The organism is Vagococcus sp. (assembly GCF_052102835.1).
GTDB lineage: Bacteria > Bacillota > Bacilli > Lactobacillales > Vagococcaceae > Vagococcus.
Map to the genome: position 1 here is coordinate 1 of NZ_JBQEIL010000021.1, position 3702 is coordinate 3702.

Annotated in this window: 3 protein-coding genes; all 3 read right to left on the minus strand. The window is 33.5% G+C overall.

Translation table 11 applies throughout. The annotated features are described in order from the left end of the window. Nucleotides 1-245: 245 nt before the first annotated feature. Complete coding sequence (locus tag ACTJFD_RS11420; protein WP_442261645.1) at nt 246-1658, minus strand: ABC transporter permease; 1413 nt, start codon at nt 1656-1658, stop codon at nt 246-248. A gap of 148 nt (nt 1659-1806) precedes the next feature. Then, nucleotides 1807-2571 carry an ABC transporter ATP-binding protein gene (locus tag ACTJFD_RS11425; protein WP_011835457.1) on the minus strand — a complete coding sequence of 255 codons (765 nt, stop codon included), beginning with the start codon at nt 2569-2571 and terminating at the stop codon, nt 1807-1809. Between the two features lie 122 nt (nt 2572-2693). After that, nucleotides 2694-3593 (minus strand): DMT family transporter, encoded by a 900-nt coding sequence (locus ACTJFD_RS11430; RefSeq protein ID WP_021216425.1) that lies wholly within the window; start codon nt 3591-3593, stop codon nt 2694-2696. Nucleotides 3594-3702: the final 109 nt, after the last annotated feature.

The following is a 3702-nucleotide window of genomic DNA, read 5'->3' on the forward strand; positions in this document are numbered from 1 at the left end:
TTTATTCATTTTACACTAAAATAGACTTATCAGAAAACTTTGCAACAGAACCAATAAACAAAAACTTTTGGAAGTGTGCTATTATAAGTCATATAAGTCGTGCGCTTTCTAATGCTTAGTGGTTTAAGATTAGGATAGCACGACTTATTTATTTTCCAATGAAATTAACTAGCAATTCGGGTTTTCTTAATTTTTTTTATAAAAAAATTACTCCTAAAGCAGAGTAATTTTATTGTTAATTTTTATCAGAGATTATTCCAAAAATTTTTCTGATAAAAATGAAGTATCACTCCTACCGAAAATCCTAAAAGGAGGACTAGGGCAAGGTTAACAACTAAAGGATATGGAATAAAGATAATCAGGGCAATAATTGCTCCAATGAGTGCTCCTGCTCCCAAAAGCGTAGCAAAGAAAATGATAAAAACCCGAAATCCCCCAGAACCTCTTGTAAAAAGTTGAGTCAACGCAGTCCAATTTAAATTTAAGAGATGCCAATCTCTGACAAAATAATGAAGTGAAATCAGATATACCCCAATAACATTCCCAATTAACAGCCCAAAGAGCAAGGTAACAGGGACTTTCAGTAAAATACCAATCACTAAAGATAAGATTAAATCAAGAACTAGTTGAATAAAAAAGGCAAAATGAAATTTCACTCTGAGATAGAAATTCAACTTCATGGGTAAGCTTTTAAAATAATTAAAATTTTCCCGATCAAGTGAGATAATCATTGAAGGAAGAGAGCTATTGTTAATGGTCAGAAAAGCTAAACTAATTCCGATGATAGGAAAAATAGCAAAAAATTTCAAATCCAATTTTGACAAATTTAGACCACTAGATAAAAGACCGGGCAGCATAGCAAGCGGAAAAATAAAGGATCCTGTCAGCATTTGAATCCATAAGGTAGGATTTTTAATTAGTCCTAGATTATAAATTCTTAATTGTGAGGTAAAATTTCTCGTTCTTCTTATTTTTCTTTTTTGAACAATTCTCGTTTCTTTTGACTCTTCCAAGAGAATTTTAAACATTTTTGGAACCACTAGAAGTGTAAAAACATAGTAAAGAGCAATCAATAAGATTATAAAAAAGAGAAAACTAAATAAACTATAGAAAGAGAACGGATTTACTAACCATTTCCAAAAAGGTAAAAATGGCAGAAAAGTTCCTCTATCCAACAACTTACCTGTCGCACTAATCGTCGTTTGAGCATTATTTAGATACATAATCCCAGCAAAAATTCCAACCATTGAAATCAATAATAGTATGGTCTGGGAAACTTTTTTATAGCGTTGAAATATTTTAGATTGAACCAAAAAAGTAATCAACCATGTACTAAGCAGTAAGAATAATAGAGCAAACAGAAAAAATCCAACTAATCCGAGAAAGAGGCCAATCACTCCGTTTGCCCTAAAACCTGTTATTCCAAAAAGCACCAAAAGAGGCATTAAATAAGGTAAGATAACAAAAATTACGACTAAAAATTTAGCAGCAAAAATATTAACATTTTCAAAAGGGAGAGGCAGATAATCTCGAAAGTCTTTGCTCTCATAAAAAATATTTAAAATTGCTGACAAGGCTTGAGAAAAAGTCATCAGGGCAAACAGAGCACAATAAAAAGTAAAAAATCCCGGATATTTTGGAAAGTCAATTGCTAACATCATCAGTCCGAAAAATGGCAACATGATGAGCGAGACAAGCCCATATTGAATCAAAAGTGATTTGGTTAAATTTTTGGTTTTACCTTTTTCTCTTTGACGTTGGGTAGCTTGAGGATTGGCATAAAGGAGGTTGACACTAAAAAGACTTTTAATTTGTTGAAGATTCATCATCGTCTCCTCTATTTAGCTCTTCTTGCTGACGACCTACCATTTTGAGATAAACCGACTCCAAAGATTGATCTTCTGCTGAATCTAATAAAGCATCAACTGTTCCCGAATAAATTAGTTCGCCAGCTTTTAAAATGGCTAGTTGATCACATAGCTGTTGCGCTACTTCTAAAGCATGTGTAGAAAAAATAACCGTTTTTCCTTGGGCAGCGTGTGCTTTCATCAGATTTTTTAAATCAAAAGCTGCTTGAGGGTCCAATCCTTGCAAGGGTTCGTCAAGTATCCAAATATCGGGAGTCGATAAGAGAGCCCCAATGACAATTACTTTTTGACGCATTCCATGAGAAAAACTTTCAATTGTTTGATATTCTTTCCCTTCAATATCGAAAAGTCGTGTAAGAGTTTCTAGTTGTCTTTCCTTTTCAGAGGTTTCAAGTGCAAAAGCTGAGGCAATTAAATTCCAATATTCTTTAGGAGATAATTGTAAAAAGATATCCGGAGTATCAGGAACATAGCCAATTCTTTTTTTGATTTCTGAATGATGTTCAGCAAGATTTAAACCATCAACTAAAACTTGTCCACTTGTCGGTTCAATAATACTCGTCAGACATTTTATTGTTGTGGATTTCCCTGCCCCATTATGCCCTAAAAAACCGAATATTTGACCTTCTGGAATTGTTAAACTTAGATGATTTAGAGCATACTGCTTGCCATACATCTTTGTTAATTCTCTAATCTCAATCATAAATTTTCCTCAATTCATTTTATTTTTGATGTTAAATGCTATCTTTGCATTTATTATATCATAGAATATTCTGAAAAAAGTCAAAATCTTGTATATAAGAAAAAGAAACCTACTGGTTTCTTTTAAGCTTGTTCTGATTTTGATAAAAGAATAACTGAAACAATAACCATAACAATCCCCACCATTTCTAGTAGTGTTAATTTTAAGCCAAATAAGGGAATACTTAAAAAGACAGAGGTTAGTGGTTCAGTGGCCGTTGCAACCGAAACAACAAGAGGTGATATTAGCTGGAATGCTCTTAAAAGCAACAAAAAAGCCAATGCTGTTCCCACTATAGAAATCGTCAAAACGTAAAAAATTGAAAGAGGTTCAATTCGGAAATTAATCCGCCAAACCGGATAAAAGATATTACAAGCAATTCCCGCAAGCATCATTCCCCATCCAGTCATATTGAGCGCCCCATACTTATCCAATAAAGGACGTGGAATGATAGAATAGATTACGACCGCAACACCCGCAAGAAGGCCTGTCACAAGGGCAAGTGGACTAATTGAAAGATGTTTGATGTTTCCATTTGTAATCAATAAAAAAACACCTATCATTGCTAAAATAACAAATAAGACCGATTTAGGTTTTGGCACTTGTCTTTGGAAAATGAATAAATAAAGCATAATAAAAACGGGTGCTGTATATTGTAAAATTGTCGCCGTGGCACTGTTAGACAATTGAATGGCAACATAATAAAAATACTGAACAGAGAAAACTCCACCAAAAACATACAAAAAGAGCGTTGGCATGTTCTTTTTTGATTTCCAGACATCAAAAAAACGCTTATGGTCTCGCGAATAAGACATGACCAGTAAAATAATACCAGCAATCGTTAAACGTGTTGATGTAATCCAAAGTGGGCTACCATGATAATCACGGAAAAAAAGCTGACCAAAAATGCCAGAAATTCCCCACATACAACCGGCAACAACTGCATAGAGCGTGCCTTTAAAAATTTGTTTTTTTACATTCATTTTTATATTATAGTATATATCAAGAGGGTTTCACGGGGTTCAATCATCATTATATTTTTACCCGAATTGCTAGTTAATTTCATTGGAAAATAAATAAGTCGTGCTATCC